At 58.4% G+C, this 16,913-nt stretch carries 15 protein-coding genes and 1 riboswitch; of the genes, 1 reads left to right on the forward strand and 14 read right to left on the reverse strand.

All coding sequences use genetic code 11. The features are described 5' to 3' along the window. Positions 1-60 precede the first annotated feature (60 nt). The 3 genes from rpsA to ACR0KL_RS08050 form a co-directional block, all read right to left on the reverse strand. The gene (gene rpsA, locus ACR0KL_RS08040; RefSeq protein WP_170377709.1) at positions 61-1,737 is read right to left on the reverse strand and encodes a 30S ribosomal protein S1; all 1,677 of its coding nucleotides are present in this window, start codon (positions 1,735-1,737) and stop codon (positions 61-63) included. 278 nt (positions 1,738-2,015) lie between these two features. Further along, the gene (locus ACR0KL_RS08045) at positions 2,016-3,701 is read right to left on the reverse strand and encodes a tryptophan halogenase family protein (protein ID WP_170676956.1); all 1,686 of its coding nucleotides are present in this window, start codon (positions 3,699-3,701) and stop codon (positions 2,016-2,018) included. A gap of 262 nt (positions 3,702-3,963) precedes the next feature. Further along, on the reverse strand, positions 3,964-4,500 hold the full coding sequence (locus tag ACR0KL_RS08050) for a hypothetical protein (protein WP_480776851.1): 537 nt from the start codon (positions 4,498-4,500) through the stop codon (positions 3,964-3,966). 218 nt (positions 4,501-4,718) lie between these two features. On the opposite strand from ACR0KL_RS08050, the gene ACR0KL_RS08055 reads away from it, so the two are divergent. Beyond that, entirely contained in the window at positions 4,719-5,195 is a 477-nt protein-coding gene (locus tag ACR0KL_RS08055) for a YHS domain-containing (seleno)protein (protein WP_170639257.1), read from the forward strand. 23 nt (positions 5,196-5,218) lie between these two features. Here the strand turns inward: ACR0KL_RS08055 and cmk are convergent, their stop codons facing one another. The 11 genes from cmk to miaB form a co-directional block, all read right to left on the reverse strand. Continuing rightward, on the reverse strand, positions 5,219-5,833 hold the full coding sequence (gene cmk, locus ACR0KL_RS08060) for a (d)CMP kinase (protein WP_170676950.1): 615 nt from the start codon (positions 5,831-5,833) through the stop codon (positions 5,219-5,221). After that, positions 5,830-7,176, reverse strand: coding sequence for a 3-phosphoshikimate 1-carboxyvinyltransferase (gene aroA, locus ACR0KL_RS08065; RefSeq protein WP_170676948.1), 1,347 nt, complete (start codon positions 7,174-7,176; stop codon positions 5,830-5,832). The genes cmk and aroA overlap by 4 nt, the downstream gene beginning before the upstream one ends. 85 nt (positions 7,177-7,261) lie before the next feature. Beyond that, positions 7,262-8,335, reverse strand: coding sequence for an amidohydrolase family protein (locus tag ACR0KL_RS08070; RefSeq protein WP_170676946.1), 1,074 nt, complete (start codon positions 8,333-8,335; stop codon positions 7,262-7,264). 85 nt (positions 8,336-8,420) lie between these two features. After that, positions 8,421-9,134 (reverse strand): tRNA (guanine(46)-N(7))-methyltransferase TrmB, encoded by a 714-nt coding sequence (trmB, locus tag ACR0KL_RS08075; RefSeq protein WP_170555630.1) that lies wholly within the window; start codon positions 9,132-9,134, stop codon positions 8,421-8,423. Positions 9,135-9,242: 108 nt separating this feature from the next. Beyond that, the gene (gene metK, locus ACR0KL_RS08080; RefSeq protein ID WP_170555632.1) at positions 9,243-10,424 is read right to left on the reverse strand and encodes a methionine adenosyltransferase; all 1,182 of its coding nucleotides are present in this window, start codon (positions 10,422-10,424) and stop codon (positions 9,243-9,245) included. Between the two features lie 5 nt (positions 10,425-10,429). Then, positions 10,430-10,478: riboswitch (SAM-SAH riboswitch) on the reverse strand. A gap of 41 nt (positions 10,479-10,519) precedes the next feature. Then, positions 10,520-12,025, reverse strand: coding sequence for an apolipoprotein N-acyltransferase (gene lnt / locus ACR0KL_RS08085; protein WP_170676944.1), 1,506 nt, complete (start codon positions 12,023-12,025; stop codon positions 10,520-10,522). Further along, complete coding sequence (locus ACR0KL_RS08090) at positions 12,022-12,903, reverse strand: hemolysin family protein (protein ID WP_170640489.1); 882 nt, start codon at positions 12,901-12,903, stop codon at positions 12,022-12,024. Before ACR0KL_RS08090 ends, lnt begins: the two co-directional genes overlap by 4 nt. Positions 12,904-12,939: 36 nt before the next feature. Beyond that, positions 12,940-13,434, reverse strand: a complete 495-nt coding sequence (gene ybeY / locus ACR0KL_RS08095) for an rRNA maturation RNase YbeY (protein WP_170676942.1) — start codon at positions 13,432-13,434, stop codon at positions 12,940-12,942. 34 nt (positions 13,435-13,468) lie between these two features. Next, the gene (locus ACR0KL_RS08100) at positions 13,469-14,491 is read right to left on the reverse strand and encodes a PhoH family protein (protein ID WP_170676938.1); all 1,023 of its coding nucleotides are present in this window, start codon (positions 14,489-14,491) and stop codon (positions 13,469-13,471) included. 122 nt (positions 14,492-14,613) lie between these two features. After that, the gene (locus ACR0KL_RS08105; protein WP_170377673.1) at positions 14,614-15,366 is read right to left on the reverse strand and encodes an outer membrane protein; all 753 of its coding nucleotides are present in this window, start codon (positions 15,364-15,366) and stop codon (positions 14,614-14,616) included. Positions 15,367-15,536: 170 nt separating this feature from the next. Further along, positions 15,537-16,859, reverse strand: coding sequence for a tRNA (N6-isopentenyl adenosine(37)-C2)-methylthiotransferase MiaB (miaB, locus tag ACR0KL_RS08110; RefSeq protein WP_170676937.1), 1,323 nt, complete (start codon positions 16,857-16,859; stop codon positions 15,537-15,539). Positions 16,860-16,913 lie beyond the last annotated feature (54 nt).

Below are 16,913 nucleotides of genomic sequence, written 5' to 3' on the forward strand. Positions count from 1 at the left end.
CAAAAACGGCCCCGCACAGATGTTCGGGGCCGTTGAATTGTATCGGGTCAGAGACCGGGTTTAGTCGCCGGATTTCAGCGCTGCACCCAGGATATCGCCCAGCGATGCGCCCGAGTCGGAGGAACCGTACTGTTCCACGGCCTCTTTCTCTTCGGCGATCTCGCGTGCCTTGATCGACAGACCCAGACGGCGGGTCTTGCTATCGACATTGGTGACGCGGACGTCGACCTTGTCGCCGGTGTTAAAGCGCTCAGGACGCTGCTCGGCGCGGTCACGGCTCAGGTCCGAACGACGGATGAACGATTTCATGCCTTCGTATTCGACCTCGATGCCGCCATCTTCGATCGCGGTGACTTCAACGGTGATGACCGAGCCACGCTTCACGCCGCCCACGGCTTCGGCGAACTTGTCACCGCCCAGGGCTTTGATCGACAGCGAGATACGCTCTTTTTCGACGTCAACTTCCGAGACAACGGCCGAAACCATGTCGCCTTTGCGGTAGTTCTGGATCGCATCCTCGCCGCGCTCGTCCCAGGACAGGTCGGACAGGTGAACCATGCCGTCGATGTCGCCTTCGAGGCCAATGAACAGACCGAATTCGGTGATATTCTTGACTTCGCCTTCGACCTCGGTGCCCTCGGGGTGTGTTTCTGCAAACACTTCCCATGGGTTGCGCTGAGTCTGCTTCAGGCCCAGAGACACGCGGCGCTTGGCGCCGTCGATTTCCAGAACCATGACGTCGACTTCCTGGCTGGTCGAAACGATCTTGCCGGGGTGGACGTTTTTCTTGGTCCAGGACATCTCGGAGACGTGCACCAGACCTTCGACACCAGCTTCCAGCTCGACGAACGCGCCGTAGTCGGTGATGTTGGTGACGCGACCCTGATGGACCGAGCCCAGCGGGTACTTCGCAGCAACCAGATCCCACGGATCTTCTTGCAGCTGCTTCATGCCCAGGCTGATGCGGTGGGTCTCTTTGTTGATCTTGATGACCTGAACCTTGATGGTTTCGCCGATCGTCAGGATCTCGGACGGGTGGTTCACACGGCGCCATGCCATGTCGGTGACGTGCAACAGGCCGTCAACGCCGCCCAGGTCAACAAATGCACCGTATTCGGTGATGTTTTTGACAACACCCTCGACGGTCTGACCTTCGGACAGGTTGCCGATAACTTCGGCACGCTGTTCGGCACGCGATTCTTCCAGGATTGCGCGGCGCGACACAACGATGTTGCCACGGCGCCGGTCCATTTTCAGAATCTGGAACGGCTGCTTCAGACCCATCAGAGGGCCAGCGTCGCGCACGGGGCGAACGTCAACCTGCGAGCCGGGAAGGAACGCAACTGCGCCACCCAGATCGACGGTGAAGCCGCCTTTGACGCGACCGAAGATTGCACCTTCGACGCGCTGGTCGTCGGCATATGCTTTTTCCAGACGGTCCCATGCCTCTTCACGGCGGGCCATCTCACGCGAGATGACAGCTTCGCCACGGGCGTTTTCTGCGGCGCGCAGGTAAACTTCGACCTCGTCGCCTACAGCGATTTCAGGGGCTTCGCCGGGATTTGCGAATTCTTTCAGATCAACGCGGCCTTCCATTTTGTAGCCTACGTCGATGATGGCTTGGCCGGCTTCGATCGCCAGAACCTTACCTTTGACAACAGAACCCTCTTCGGGTGTGTCCATTTCGAAGCTTTCATTCAGGAGGGCTTCGAATTCCTCCATGGATGCGTTAGCCATGTGGCGTTGTTTTCCTTTACATACGTTTTTTCTGGCCGAGCGGTTGTTTCCGCCGGTCTTGTTTCATGATGTCCTGGGGCGTGATCCGGGGCGCATCTGACTACACAAACACAAAGGGCCGAGGTAACCCGGCCCTGCTCAGATACGTCATCCGGACGTTAACCGCCCTTGTTCAGACAGCGCGCGTATAGGCTGTTTCAGCCAGATACGCAAGGGCAAAGCCTAAATCTCGGCACCGCAACGGGTGTCGAAGAATACTCTGCCCATGCCTAAGCGCCCTAGAACAATTGCAGGTCCTTCGCACCGCTTTGGATTTCGGCCAGGTTCGGCATGTTCTGAACCACAACCGGAGCAGGCTTTGCGCCCGGCGTGGCCACAGTGGGCTTGACTGCAGCCGCCTTGCCAAAAGCTGGCTTCTTCAACTCACCCCGAATATCGCGCAGAAGCGTTTTGTGATCCGGCATTGTTTGCAGAATCTCATTGAGGTGCATGCGCGCGCCCTTCCACCAATGGAACCAGATCGGTTTCTTCAATGGACGCAGACGGTCGCGGATGCCTTCGCCATAGCCCGTATCATAGACCTGTTTGCCCAACAGAACCGTCTGGTAGACGCGGTGATCGAACAATGAGACGAACTCAATGTCATGTTCCATCGGCAAGCGATGCTGCCAAAGTTCAAGGTTCTCGGCCAACCGGTCAGGTAGTTTCATTTCGGTCCGCGCGTCGATCCAGTATTGATCATCGGTGCGGTTACCAAGGCGGTAGTGCAGACAGATGAACTCCAACACCTCGTTATAGAGCTTGTCCATCTGCCGGTTGTAACGCTTCCGCAAGGCTGGTTCGATGTCCTGCGTCGGCAGATGCTCGGCAAACCAGCGCACGGCATGGTCGATCATGTGGATCGCGGTGCTTTCCAGAGGCTCGATGAACCCGCCAGACAGACCGATCGCCACGCAGTTCTTGACCCATGCGTTCCGCACGCGCCCAACGCGCATCGGGATCACGCGCGGCGTCAGACCCTTGCCGCTGTCGCCCAGCCACTCAAGATATTCATCTGCTGCCTGATCATCCGTCCGGTGCGCAGACGAAAACACATAGCCCGTGCCGACTCGGTTGAAGAGTGGCACGCGCCATGTCCACCCCGCCCCAAGCGCGGTTGAGCGGGTCAGGCTTTCAATCTTTTCCGTATCCGGATGTTCAATCTGCAACGCCATGGCCCGGTCATTCGGCAGATAGTCCGAGTAATCCATGAAGGGTTCACCCAGAGCCTGATTGATGATCAGACCACGGAACCCTGTGCAGTCAATGACCATTTCGATGTCATGACGGCCTTTGCGCTCGAGCATCAGGTGACTGACATTGCCCTGCTCATCCAGCTCGACCGATTGCACCTCATCCTGAATATGCTCAACACCGCGCTTGGTGCAGACCTTGGTCAGCATGCCCGCGAACTTCACGGCGTCCAGGTGATACGCGTAACCAAAGCGCTGCTCGAATTCCGGTGCCCCCAAGGGCCGAGCGCCTTTGCACATCCGACCCAGATCATCATGCGGCGAAATGGACTGGGTGAAATCCCGATCCCCGTTGCCAAAACGCAGGAAATATTCGGCCGTCTCCAACCCCTCCAGCATCTGACCATGGGCAAACGGGTTCACATAGTCGATGCGATTGCCCTTGGCGTCCTTGTTCCAATTGCAGAACTTCACGCCCAGCTTGAATGAGGCATTGGTTTCGCGAAAGAAGTCCCGCTCGGAAATACCCGCCTGCCTGAGTGTGACCGGCATTCTGGGAACGGTTGCCTCGCCCACACCGACGGTCGATATATTGGGGCTTTCGATCAGGCAGATACGTGGGCGATCCTTGGGCGCGGAGGTGCGCGACAGCACCATCTCCAAAATCAACGCGGTCATCCAGCCCGCGGTCCCACCACCCACGATGGTGATTTTGCGCAAACGTTTGGTCATGTTTGTCTGTCCCTGTTGGCTTAGGGAATTTTGTGGCCACTTCCCCCTTTTTTGGAGGTTTCCGGCGGCCTTCCCTTTATTGCTTGTGTGGGGAGCATAACAGTTTTGTTACATCTGGCTAGGGCCCTGTCGATGTGGCTATTTTACCCTTCTTGAGCAGATACTTAATGGGTTTCACTTGGTCTTTTGGCCCCAAATTGATAGCGCCAAAAATCCGGCTACGCCGAGCTGTGTCAAATTGAAACGCGGTCACATTCCGATTTCAGATTTCCTCGCCCTTTTTCAAAAGATCGTCGATCAGCGCACGCTGCAGATCGCCGCTGTCACCCCCTCCGAACTCAGCCGCTCCGCCCGAATAAAGAGTGCCATAGGTGTTTGCGATGTTCACTGTCTGCGCCAGGCCCGAGATCAGCTGATCCTTTTTCAGCGGCGACAGAGGATGGATGAACACGGCCCAAAGGGTTCCGTTGGCAATCGCATAGCGCGCGTCCAGCGTGCTGTCGAAATTGGCCTGCATCATCCGTTGCAGATCCTCCACAGACAGATCTGCCGTGCTGCTGATAGGCACCATAGCGCGCATTCGATCGGCCACTACATCGGTGATCACCAGAACCGGCACATCCGCAATGGTGATCTGGAACCCTGGCCCGCTGGGCTGCGTCTCCGGATCAAGCGCAAAGAGGATCCTGCCCAACCGCTCATATGTCATCGGAGGTTCGCCCTCAGGTACGGGCGGTTCGGCCTGTTGCGCGCTCACGCTGCCGGCGATGAGGAACAAAATCACAGCTAGTCGGATCATGAGGCCGCTCCCATAGTTGCCCCCCTACCTTAGAAATCAACCGGGTCACTGGCCAAACAAAGCTGTGTGAAGTGTTTTTGCGTGTAATCCAGATGTTTGAACGATCTGCACAGCTTCATGGCTTATCTGCGATTACGCGTACAAAACACCTGTCCTAACTTTGTCACATCGGCGGAGGGATACCTCAGCCCGGATATGAAAATGAAAGGATGACCCAAATGAAATCGCTCGTCTTCACTGCTTTTGTTGCTGCGCTTGCCCTGTCGGCCCCGGCCTTTGCTGCGGATGAAATCAATGTCTCCAAAGGCATCTCGGCGGCTGGTGCGCCGCTTGCTGCGCATGGGGTGGATCTGGTCGCGCTGGTCAACAGCGGCAACCCGGTCGAGGGTTTTGCCACCCACTCGGCCACCTATGATGGCGCGTCCTACTACTTCACCACGGCCGAAAACCGCGAGGCCTTTGAGGCTAACCCAGCAGCCTACCTACCCCAGCACGGCGGCTTCTGCTCATTCGGAGTTTCGGTCGGCAAGAAGTTTGACGGTGACCCGGATCAATACCTGATCGTGGACGGCAAATTGTTCCTGTTCCTGAACGCAGAAACCCGCGCCGCGTTTCTAAAAGACGTGGTTGGCACTGCCAAAACCGCTGATGACCAGTGGGCAAACATCAAGAGCATCGCCGTCGGCGAACTCTGATCCGCTCAGACAACGGCCCGCAGTTACGCTGCGGGTCTTTTTTGTCTGATGATGTCGATGGCCGTTGCCAGAGCGTCGTCGATGCTCAGTTCGGACGTGTCCAGCAGAACGGCGTCTTCGGCGGGTTTCATGGGGGCGGTACTACGCTCCGCATCGCGCGCATCCCGTTCGCGCACATCGGCCAGGACCTGATCACGCGTTACATCAGACCCTTTGGCGCTAAGTTCCAAAAACCGGCGTTCAGCCCGCACCTCCGCGCTGGCGGTGACGAACAACTTTACCTCAGCCTCGGGGCAGATCACCGTCCCGATATCGCGCCCATCCAATACGGCCCCATCCGAACGTCGGGCAAAGGCGCGTTGGAAATCGACCAGCGCGGCCCGTACCTCAGGGATGACCGCAACTTTTGACGCCGCCTGCGCGATCTCAGCCGTGCGCAGATCGCCTTGCTCCAGTTCCTCTGCGGTCAGAGCTTGGGCCGCCGCGACGGGATCAACCCCATCCAACACGCGCCGTCCTACCGCTCGATACAACAGCCCCGTATCCAGATGCGCAAACCCGAAATGCGCCGCGACGCCTTTTGAGATCGTCCCCTTGCCCGCCGCCGCTGGGCCATCAATGGCGACGGTAAAGCTCATGTCCGTTCGACCTTGGCACCCAGCGAGGCCATCAGCGGCTCGAAGATCGGGAACGAGGTTGCAATCGGGCCGCCATCATCGACCGAGACGGGCTTTTTCGCACCCATGCCCATCACCATGAAGGACATCGCGATCCGGTGGTCCAGAAAGCTTTCGCAGGTGCCGCCGCCGGGGACGTTGCCGATGCCCAGCCCTTCGACCGACCACCAATCGTCGCCTTCATTCACGGTCAAGCCGTTGGCCCGCAAGCCGCGCGCCATCGCGTCGATCCGGTCGCTTTCCTTGACGCGCAGCTCTTTCACGCCGCCCATCATCGTAGTACCGGTCGCATTTGCCGCCACCACAGACAGAACCGGGTATTCGTCGATCATCGAGGCTGCGCGCTCGGCCGGGACCTCGATCCCCTTCATGTTGGGCGAGTATTTGGCACGCAGATCGGCAACGGGCTCACCGCCCTCTTCGCGTTCGTTTTCATAGGTCAGGTCCGCGCCCATCTCACGCAGAGTAGTGAAGAGGCCTGCGCGGGTCGGGTTCAGACCGATGCCCGGCACCAGCACGTCCGAACCGGGGGTGATCAGCGCCGCGCAAACCGGGAAAGCTGCGCTCGACGGGTCACGCGGCACGGCAATCACCTGAGGTTTCAGCTCGGGTCGACCGGTCAGCGTGATCACGCGGCCCTCATCCGTATCTTCAACCGTGATCTCGGCCCCGAAACCGGCCAGCATCCGTTCCGAGTGGTCACGGGTGGCTTCTTTCTCGACAACAATAGTCTTGCCGGGGGCGTTCAGCCCCGCCAGCAGAACGGCTGATTTCACCTGCGCCGAAGGAACCGGAACCTCGTAGCGGACCGGGGTCGGATCCGCCGCGCCCACGATGGTCATCGGCAGGCGCCCGCCCGAACGGCCAACCGACTGCGCGCCGAACAGCGCAAGCGGATCGGTAACCCGCGCCATCGGGCGCTTGTTCAGACTGGCATCACCCGTAAAGGTCGCCGTAATCGGAGAGGTTGCCATCGCGCCCATGATCAACCGCACGCCAGTGCCCGAGTTGCCGCAGTCGATCACCTGATCGGGTTCGGCAAAGCCGCCTACACCCACGCCATGCACTGTCCATTCACCGCCGCCATGGTCCGTCACCTCGGCCCCAAATGCGCGCATGGCCTTGGCAGTGTCCAGAACATCCTCGCCCTCAAGCAGGCCCGAGATTTTGGTTTCCCCAACCGCCATCGCGCCAAGGATCAGCGACCGATGCGAGATCGACTTGTCGCCGGGCACCTCAGCCGTTCCGTTCAACGGGCCGCTGGGATGCGAGGTCATCGGGATGGGCGTGCCGTGTCCGGACATGGGGGCTCCTGTTTTCGCTATCAGTCCATGCCGATTAGCGAATTGGGACCAGTTGGTCCAGCGGCAATGAGGGGATGGGTGCCTCTCAGCTCTCTCCCAGCCATTTTGCCGGGTTTTCCTCGGCGATTTGGCGAAAGATCTCTTCGCCCAGAACGTTGCGCAACCGGATACAGACCGCCTTTTCCGACAATGCCTGTTGCCGGGTTATGTAGTAGTCTGAGCCGAACAAAACGCGCGACCGCAGGCGTTCGCTTTCTTTATCTTCGCCCATCAAGAACAAACGCAGGAACGGCGCATAGTCTTCGAATTGGAAAAGAGTGTAGGAGATATCCGTCCACAGGCCATCGTGGTCTCCGCTGCCGATCATCGTGCGGATGGATCTCAGCCAATTCCGGTTGAATGCATCGTCCAAAGGGTCGCTGTGATCGGGATTGACGTAGGCATGCCAGTCTCGCTGCCCACCAAAATGTGCCAGACAGATCCGAAGGTCAGGAAAGGCCCGCATCACCGGAATAAACGCCTCAGGCTCTGTATAGCGGTCAGCCCAATAGTCGGAAAGATACCGCCCCTGAACCCCGCCACGCGAACAATGCGACATCACAGGCAGGTTCTCATCCTGCAACCGCGGATAGACATGCTGCATCAGAGCCGGGTCATTCGGTGCAAATCCCAAACGAGGATAGAGCTTGACCCCCCGAAACCTCAGATCGTCAATGGCGCGCCACAGCTCTGTGGCATTGGGATCAGCCCGCGGGTCGATCGTTGCGAAGGGAATCACCGAGGTGCCAACCTCAGGGTCAGTGGCCAACTGCGCCAGTTCGTCGTGCTGGTCGCGCAGGGGCACCTCAGGCGCGCCGAAGCCAAAGGCCGACAGATCCATCGGCAAAACGACAAAGCGGGTATTGCTGGGGTAATGTCGCTGCAGGTTATCCAGAATCTCACGCTGGCTGCCTTCATCCGTCTCCTGCTGAAAGCGATAGAGCCGATCCAGTTTATCGGCGACGCCGAGCTGGCCGATCAGTCTGGCACCAAAAGCCAGAGCCTTGATCAACCATGGCATCTTCTTGAACGGTTTGAGCGCCGGATAGGGATAGTCCTCGGGCACATGGCGCGAGTGAAACAGATGCGTGTGGCAGTTGGTAATCCGAATATCAGACATCGTAATCCTTGAAATAAGCTATGCTGAAAACGCGTAACGCGCACAGCCTAGCATAGCGTGCAGGATTACAGAAATTTGAAACGGGTCAGGCTTCCGTCCGGCGGAAGGTCAGATAGTGCGGTGTCCGCCCTTCCCGCAGGGCTTTTTGTTCATAGCGGGTCGAGATCCAGTCGCCCCAAGGCTCGCGCCAATCGGCAGGGCGTTCAGCCAACCATTCGAAACCAGCGCGAGGTACTTCCTCAAGCGTCTGGCGTACATAATCGGGAATGTCTGTGGCCACGCGGAAGATCGAGCCGGACTTCAGGACACGAGCCAGAGGCTCAAGATGCTCGGGCGTCACGAAACGGCGGCGATGGTGGCGTGTTTTGGGCCACGGGTCGGGATAAAGCAGGAAGGCGCGTGAAATGCTGGCCTCGGGCAGCACATCGAACAGGTCGCGCGCATCGCCGGGATGCACGGCAAGGTTCTCGACCCCAGCCTGACGGATCTTACCAAGCAGCATGGCAACGCCGTTGATGTATGGCTCGGCCCCGATGATCCCGATATCGGGGTTGTTCGATGCCTGATGCACCAGATGTTCACCACCGCCAAAGCCAACTTCAAGCCAGACATCCTTGCCGCCAAACAGCGCGTCGAGGTCCAGCGGGTGGCGTTCGGGGTTCGTCTCCCAATCGACAGCACCGGGGGACAGGGCATCGAGGTCTTCGTTCAGATACGTCTTCTGGCTTTGCTTCAGGGTTTTGCCCTTGAAGCGGCCATAGAAGTTTCTGCGGGGGCGTTGGGGTGTCTGGTTGCTCATGGCGGTGCCCTTACTGTGGCGCGCGTCTTGTGACAAGGGGCTGACCCTCGGAGCATCTCGAAAAAGAGAAAGGGCGCATCCTGCGAGACGCGCCCCTTTTGTCTTGGATCAGACCGCCGCCTTTAGGGCGTCGATGAGATCAGTGCGTTCCCAGCTGAAGCCGCCATCGGCAGCGGGTTCACGGCCGAAATGACCGTAAGCTGCGGTGCGCTGATAGATCGGCTTGTTCAGTTGCAGATGCTCACGAATGCCGCGCGGCGTCAGATCCATGACCTGACCAACAGCTTTTTCGATCACGGCGTCCGCGATCTGGCCGGTTCCATGGGTGTCGGCGTAGATCGACAGCGGTTTGGAGACGCCAATCGCATAGCTCAGCTGGATGGTGCAGCGTTCTGCCATGCCGGCGGCGACCACGTTCTTGGCTAGGTAGCGCGCGGCATAAGCTGCCGAGCGGTCCACCTTGGTTGGGTCTTTGCCCGAGAACGCCCCGCCGCCATGAGGGGCCGCGCCGCCATAGGTGTCGACGATGATCTTGCGGCCGGTCAGGCCCGCATCTCCGTCTGGGCCTCCGATCACGAACTTACCGGTCGGGTTCACGTGCCATTCGGTATCAGCGCTCAGCCATCCTTCGGGCAGGGTTTCGGTGATGTAGGGCTCGACGATCGCACGGATGTCGTCCGAGGTCAGCGCTTCATCCAGATGCTGCGTGGACAGAACGATCGAGCTGACGCCAACCGGCTTGCCATCGCGGTAAACAACGGACAGCTGCGATTTCGCGTCCGGGCCCAAAGCAGGCTCGCTGCCGTTTTTACGCACTTCAGCCAGACGACGGAGGATCGCGTGCGAATACTGGATCGGGGCCGGCATCAGCGCAGGGGTTTCCGTGGTGGCATAGCCAAACATTATGCCCTGATCGCCCGCACCCTCATCCTTATCACCCGAGGCATCAACGCCTTGAGCGATATGAGCGGACTGTTCGTGCAGCAGGTTCGTCACTTCGACTGTTTCGTGGTGAAACTTGTCCTGCTCGTAACCAATATCCTTGATACAGGCGCGCGCGATCTCGTCGATGCGGCCCATATAGTCGTGCAGCTTTTCCTGATCAGACAGACCTACTTCGCCACCGATGACGACCCGATCGGTCGTAGCAAAGGTTTCGCACGCCACGCGCGCTTCGGGTTCTTCATTCAGAAATGCGTCGAGTACGGCGTCCGAAATCCGGTCACAGACCTTATCCGGGTGCCCTTCGGAAACCGATTCCGAAGTAAAAGTGTAGTTCTGTCGGGACATAAATGTGCTCCATTGAAGTTCCTCTGCCACGCCAGGAAGCCGTTGTGACAGGCACCAAGGGCATACGCGCCTTGCGAAATGGCGTCAATCGGAAACTAGGCGCTGCGCGGCCGCGGCATGCGCCATAGCAACACGGCCAACAAGAGAAAGACCCCGAACACGGGCAGGTCCCCCATGCGGGAATAAATCGTCGGCGCAAGAGGCAACGGCAGATCGGCGTCCACAAACCCGGCCTGCCCCAAAGGAAGCGATGCGGTAATCCGCCCCAAAGGGTCGATCATCCCCGAAATGCCGGTATTGGCGGACCGCATAAGTGGCAGCCCCTGCTCAATCGCCCGCATCTGGGCCTGGGCAAGATGCTGGTAAGGGCCGGAACGGGTTCCGAACCACGCATCATTGGTGATCTGCAAGATGAAATCGGCGCGTTCCGGCGCGCCGTTTACGTCTTGGGGAAAGACGGCTTCGTAGCAGATCAGCGGCAGCGCCTGCCCCAGCTTGCCCGCCTGCATCACTGCAGGCCCCGGCCCCGAACTGAATCCATGACCAGCCGTTGTGGCCATGCCGTGAATACCGAAACGGGCCATCAGGTTTCCGAACGGGACATATTCGCCAAACGGGGCCAGATGGTGCTTGTCATAAAGACCCGTCTGCTGCCCGTTCTCATCGAGATAGATCATCGAGTTGTAGATGCGAGGGCCGTCCCCTCGCTGAATGCCCAGAATAACCGGAACGCCCTGAGCTGCATCCGTGGCGGCCTCAAGATAAGGATCGGCGCTGCTGAGCCACGCCGGAATTGCAGTCTCGGGCCAGACGATCAGGTCGGGACGTGGCTCTGCCGCGGTGAATTCGATCTGCCGAGCGAAGAAAAGGGGCGCGTATGCAGGATCCCATTTCTGATGCTGAGGCGCATTTGGCTGGATCAATCGGACAGTATTTTCGCCATATTCAATGGTCGGTCTGCCGGAAGCGTAGACCACGGCAAGAACCGTGGCACCTGCGAACGCAACGACCGGAACCAAAAGCGAGCGGAGAGCCACAGGTTGCGCCATCGCAGCCCCAAGCGAAAACGTTACCGCGAAGGTCAGCGCAGCCAGCCCATAGGGACCAACCAAAGACAAAATTTGCGCAACCGGTGTGTCGACCCAGACCTGCGCAACCCCGGCCCAGGGGAAGCCGGTCAGAAGATAACCGCGTCCAAACTCAGCCAGCGACAATGTCAGGGCCAGCGACACAGCCTGCCGCGCGGCCGGAGCTTCAACCCGCCGCGCCGCCCAGAATGCCACTGCCCAGAACAACGCCAGTCCGCCAGCCATGAAGACCAGCGCAAACGGAGCCATCCACGCATGGCGCTCGGCGTCCACTTGGAAAGGCTCGATGATCCAACTCAGCGCATGGGCGAAGTAGCCGGTGGCAAAGGCCCAGCCCAACCACGCGGCCCGCGCGCGGGTTTCACAGGCGAGAAAGAACGCGGGAATTAGGGTCAGCGCAATCAGCGTCAGCGGCCAGTAGCCAAACGGCGCCAAGCCATAAGCGCCCAGCGCCCCCAAGGCAGCTGCGGCACCAAGTCTAAGCCAGAAAGGCCAACCCCGGACAGGGATCATGCAGCGACGTCCGGCAACATGACGCGCAGACGCTTGATGCGGCGCGGGTCGGCATCGATCACCTCGAACTCCGGGCCTTCGGGATGCAGTACAACCTCACCCCGCGCCGGAACACGACCCGACAGCATGAAGACTAGACCGCCCAGAGTTTCGATCTCTTCCTCGTCCACATCCTCGTGGCTGGTCAGAGAACGTCCGATCTCGGCCTCAAAATCCTCAAGCGGAACGCGGGCCTGAACGACGTAGCAACCCGGCTTTTCCTGCAGCCAAAGCTGATCTTCATGCGCGTCATGCTCATCGGCGATTTCGCCGACGACCTGCTCAATCAGGTCTTCGATGGTTAACAATCCGTCAACGCCGCCATATTCATCGATCACCAACGCCATGTGACGGCGTTCGGTCTGCATCTTGGTCAGCAAAACACCGATAGGCATCGAGGGCGGCACAAACAGCAGCGTGCGCAGCATCGAGGTCAGGTCGAACTCGGCTCCGCCACCATTGAACCCATGGGTTAGAGCAAAGTCCTTTAGGTGGACAAAACCCAGCGGCGTATCCAGCGTACCTTCATACACGGGTATCCGCGACAGGCCGCTTTCGCGAAAGACCTGAGCCAGTTCATCCTTGGAAATCGTTGAGGGAACCGAGACGATTTCAACGGTCGGAATGGCGACATCCTCAACCCGCTTGCGACGCAGGTTAACCATGCCGCGATGTTGATTGTCGGCTATTTCATGCCCGTTGACCGGAGCGCTTTGCTCCTCTTCGGCCCCTGAGATGGCATCCATAATCCGCGAAAAGAAACCGCTTTTCTCTTCAATGTCCAAATTCTCAGACTGCGCGCTTTGCGCCGCCCTAGAACTGCCGTCTGTATCGCCCATTGTCCTCTTCCAATTGATCGGGTGAAATAACCCGCTTCACCTATTATATGGGTCATTGATACCCAGTTTGCCAAGTATCTTGACCTCAATCCCTTCCATCAAGGTCGCATCGGGGTCACGAATGTGATCATACCCCAGCAAATGCAACGTTCCGTGAACGATCAGATGCGTCACGTGATCAGACATGGATTTGCCCGCCTCAGCCGCCTCGCGCGCGCAAGTCTCGTATGAGATCGCAATGTCCCCGAGGGCAATTTCGCCGGTAAAATCGGGTTCCGGCAGTTCGGGGGTTTCACCTGCGACATCCGCTGCGAGGTCTTCGGCGGGCCAGCTCAGAACGTTCGTCGGTGTTGGTTTTTCCCGGAACTCGGCGTTCAGTTCCGCAATTCGGGTGTCATCGCAGGCCAGCAGGCTGACCTCACACAAATCCGGATCCAGCCCACAATGGTGCAGAACCGCTTCAACCGCGCGCGAAGACAGAGGCTCCAGCCCCTGCCAGCGGTCGTCTTCCACGGTGAGTTCAAGATTCATCCTGTCGCCTCAAAGCCTGACGTTGGACCTTGAGTTATCCTGTCTCGCGCCCTGAATCGGCCTCATACGCTTCGATGATTGCGGCGACAAGCGGATGCCGCACCACATCTTTCGAAGTAAAGTAGTTGAAGCTGATATTCGGGATCGTTTTCAGCAGCCGTTCGGCATCTGCCAGCCCAGATTGAACCCCACGCGGCAAATCGACCTGAGACCGGTCACCCGTGATAACCATACGGCTACCCTCGCCCAGACGGGTCAGGAACATCTTCATCTGCATGGTCGTCGCGTTCTGCGCCTCATCCAGCACCACAAAAGCATTGGCCAACGTCCGCCCTCGCATGAACGCCAGCGGAGCGATCTCGATTCGCTTTTCCTCGATCAGTTTTGCGAGCTGTTTTCCGGGCAAAAAGTCGTTCAGCGCGTCATAGAGCGGCTGCATATACGGATCGACCTTGTCCTTCATGTCGCCCGGCAGATAACCCAGCTTTTCCCCGGCCTCGACCGCAGGACGGCTGAGGATGATGCGGTCCACATGGCCACCGATGAACATCGACACGCCAACGGCAACGGCCAAATATGTCTTACCGGTACCCGCCGGGCCGATTCCGAAGGCCAGTTCATTCTGGAAAAGCGACTGCACATAGGCTTTTTGCGCATCCGTGCGGGGTTCGACCAGCTTTTTGCGGGTCTTGATTTCAACGGTACCACCCTTGAACATCTCAAGCTGGTCGCCGTCCCGACTGCCAGTCCCCTGTTCTGAGCCGCCCATGCGCAGCTCCCGGTCCACATCGGCGGCTTCAACCTCGCGCCCGCCTTCCAGACGGGTGTAGAGGGCTTGCAAAACCTCGATAGCGTTTTTCTGCGAATCCTCTTCGCCCATCACCACCAACTGATTGCCGCGGCGCACAATCTGGACCGAGAGCTTCTGTTCGATCTCGGTCAGGTTGCGGTCATATTCGCCACATAAATCAATCAACAAGCGGTTGTCGGGGAATTCTACAAATGCCTCGCGCTGGGGCATCTCATTTTGCGGTGGGGTAAGGGCACCGATGGCCAATCCGTTCTCCTGTCTTGGCGTTTCACCTTGAGCGTAGACAAGAACTCGGACCAGGTGCAAGCCACAGTTTCAAAAATTCGCTCGGCGATGACAAAAGCGCCGATCGGGCGCTTTGCCCCGGTTTAGAACTTGTAGTTCAAACCGAACCTCAGACCGCGATAGTTCGGTGTGGATTTTGTCGAAAAACCCGAAGAGAATTCAATATCCTTGGAATCGAACTGGACATATTCAAACTCACCTGTGATCGACCAGTCTTCCGTCAGATAATGTTCCGCACCAATGCTGAGCGAGAACCCGTTGCGGCGATCCGAAGTTTCAAATGACTGTGTGCCAGTGGTGGACGAAATACTGTTTGTGGTCTCTACGTCACCCCAAAGGTAACCGACACTGACGAAGTAAAGGATTCGCCCGCTGCGGTTGGTTAGGCCATTCCGAAACCGCAAGGTGACAATATCCGAGACTTCTGACCCGCCTTGAACCGTCTCAGAGCCGACTACAGTGGAAACACTGTCGTCCAGCGATCCGAAATCATATCCCAGCTCAAATCCATAAACATAGTCACGACCGCCCCGAGCCGGCAGGACACCCCGCCAGCCGCCACGCACACCGCCATAGGTTCCGCTGATGTCCTGATCGCCGATTGCGAAAGTATCGGTTGGCGTGGTCAGACCGAACCGATCATCGCCCCCACCGCCATACCCTGCCGTCACACCGAGATAGAAGGCACTGACATCGTCGCTGAAGCGCTTGTCGCTGATCACTTCGGGATCAGATATGTCCCCCGTTTGATCGCTCGCCCAAGTCGCGCTGGCCCCAAAAGCCACTAAAGTTGCGACCGACACAGACCAGAGACCTTTGCACTTCAGAACCACCACTCAATACCCTCCATCGACGCCACTTTCGTGATCGGCAAAAACAAACCTTCCGCACGCGGTCGAGGCCCATCAGAAAACTTGGCTCCTCTCGGAACATAGTTCCAATTCATAAATCAAGGGTAAATTTTAGATATATTCGTACTGGCACGACGTGCCCGCAAAGAACCACCTTATTGCAACAGTTCCCCGGCCAAAGAGTTCGCGCCAGACTTCACGATACGCACCTTCCGCAGGTCTCCCACGTTCAGGTCAGACCCAACCACGTGCACCGAGTGAAGATAGTCCGATTTTCCAACCATTTGCCCTTCGAGCCGCCCGGGTTTCTCAAACAGAACGCCGACAGTGCGACCGACCATGGAATCTTGAATCTCGCGCTGATGCTTGGTGATCAGAGCTTGCAAGCGTTGTAAGCGGTCATCCGCCGCCGCCGGGTCAACCTGGGCGCGTTCCGCCGCCGGAGTCCCCGGACGGGTCGAGTACTTGAACGAGTAGGCATAGCCGTATTTGACCTGCTCAACCAAATCCAAAGTCGCCTGGAAATCCTCTTCGGTTTCTTCCGGGAAGCCGACGATGAAATCCCCCGACATCACGATATCCGGACGCGCAGCGCGGATACGCTCGATCAGGCGCAAATAGCTGTCCGCCGTATGGCTGCGGTTCATCCGCTTGAGGATCCGGTCCGACCCTGCCTGCACCGGCAAGTGTAGGTAGGGCATCAACTTTTCACAGGTACCATGCGCCTCAATCAGATCATCTGCCATGTCATTGGGATGCGAGGTGGTGAAACGGATACGCTCCAGCCCGTCGACCTTGTTCAATTCCCAGATAAGCCCAGCCAGCGTCATGTCTCCATTGGGGCCGGCACCGTGATAGGCGTTGACGTTCTGACCCAGCAGAGTGATCTCGCGCACGCCGCGTTCGACCAGATCCTGCGCTTCACGAATGATGCGGTCGGCCGGGCGGCTGACCTCGGCCCCGCGGGTATATGGCACAACGCAGAAAGCGCAGAACTTGTCGCAACCCTCCTGTACCGTCAAAAACGCCGTTGGGCCGCGTTTGGCTTTGGGACGGTTCTTAAGCTTTTCGAACTTGTCCTCTTCGGGGAAATCCGTGTCCAGAGCTTTGGCACCTTCACGAGTCTTGGCCTCCATCTCCGGCAAACGGTGATAGCTTTGTGGTCCGACCACCAGATCGACCAGAGGCTGACGGCGCATGATCTCTTCACCCTCGGCCTGCGCAACACAGCCCGCCACCCCGATCTTGAGGTCGGGCTTTTCCGCCTTCAAACCCTTAAACCGGCCAAGTTCGGAATAAACCTTTTCGGCGGCCTTTTCTCGAATATGGCAGGTGTTCAGCAGGATCATGTCTGCATCGTCTGGCGACTTGGTCTCGACATATCCCTGCCCGCCCAAGGTCTCGGCCATACGCTCGCTGTCATAGACATTCATCTGACAGCCATAGGTCTTGATAAACAGCTTTTTGGGTTCAGACATGGATCGGGCCTTTGCAGTCGCTGGATCGGCGTCATCTATATGCTTCGAACGCCG

Source organism: Ruegeria sp. C8 (assembly GCF_056537565.1).